We start from the raw sequence: 1070 nt of genomic DNA, 5'->3' as shown, positions 1-1070 counted from the left end.
TCGACCTCGGTGCCGACCATGGCGTCGTAGACGGGGTCCCCCTTCTGGAGCAGGGTGCCGACGACGGCGCGCTTGCCGCGGGTGCCCGGCACCTTGGCGGGCACGTCCTCCAGACGGGTGATCGCGGCGACCATGCGGACGGCACCCTCGACGGAGAACGTGGCGATGCGCTCCTTGGCCGCGCGAGGGCCGAGCACCCAGACGCCCCGGTTCTGGTCGAAGTTCTCCTGGTCGGTGTGGGTGGGCGACCAGCCGGTCCAGGTGCGCGACCAGTCGTCGACGGCCGGGTCCTGCGGGACGGTCGGGCCGAGCTTGAAGTTGATGGGCACGGTGACGCCTTCCTCTGACGGTAACGACCTGGGGCCTGGGCGACGTCGTAGACGGTAGCTCGTCGATCGAAATAAAGCCAGCCCCGGGGCGTGGTCGTCACGCCGAACGGGTCACGGAGGCGCGGGTCGCCCAGAAACGATGGTTTCTTGCACACCGGGTGGCGGGGTCGTCGAGGGGCGTTCGATTGCCTGTGCCACATGACGCGAGCTTGTGGAGCAGTGGAGCAACAGACACCCTTTTTGGGACAGTTGTCGACTGGTGCGCGTGTCGCGTGGGCGGTCGGGGCCTCGGTCGTGGCGTCGGTCAGGGCTGCCGACCGGGGTGAGGTGGCGTCTCTACCCTGCGGCTATGCCCGTGCCCCGTCTCCCGCACGCGGGCGCCCCACGGTTGCCGGGGGCGTGGTTGGCGGCCGTGCTGGTCGTGGTGGTGGTCGCCGTCCTAGGGGCTCACCACCATCAGACGGGCGCGGACGGGCCTGCCGACGCGCGGTCAGCTGCGGTCCATGGGGGTCTTGCCGCTCACGTGCACGGTGATGCCCCTGCCGGGTACTCCGGCCAGTCCGGGCATGTAGGGCATTCGGGATCGGGGGAGCACTCGGGTGCTCATCCCAGCGGTCACCTGGCCGGGCAGAGGGCAGAGGTGGCTGCCGCGGCGGGCCGGTCCGGTCGAGCCGGTGCTGACCGGTCGTGGGTGGTCGGGGTCGTCGGGGTGGCGCTGCTGGCGTGGGCCACCCGGGCGCA

At 71.2% G+C, this 1070-nt stretch carries 1 pseudogene; it reads right to left on the bottom strand.

Features of this window, described 5'->3' with window-relative positions:
* A pseudogene (locus WDV86_RS15970) lies at positions 1-329 on the bottom strand (hypothetical protein); the annotation flags it as partial.
* Positions 330-1070 lie beyond the last annotated feature (741 nt).

The sequence above is a fragment of the Pseudokineococcus sp. 1T1Z-3 genome, assembly GCF_037482365.1.
Taxonomy (GTDB): Bacteria; Actinomycetota; Actinomycetes; order Actinomycetales; family Quadrisphaeraceae; genus Pseudokineococcus.
This window is presented reverse-complemented; position numbering and strand designations above follow the sequence as displayed.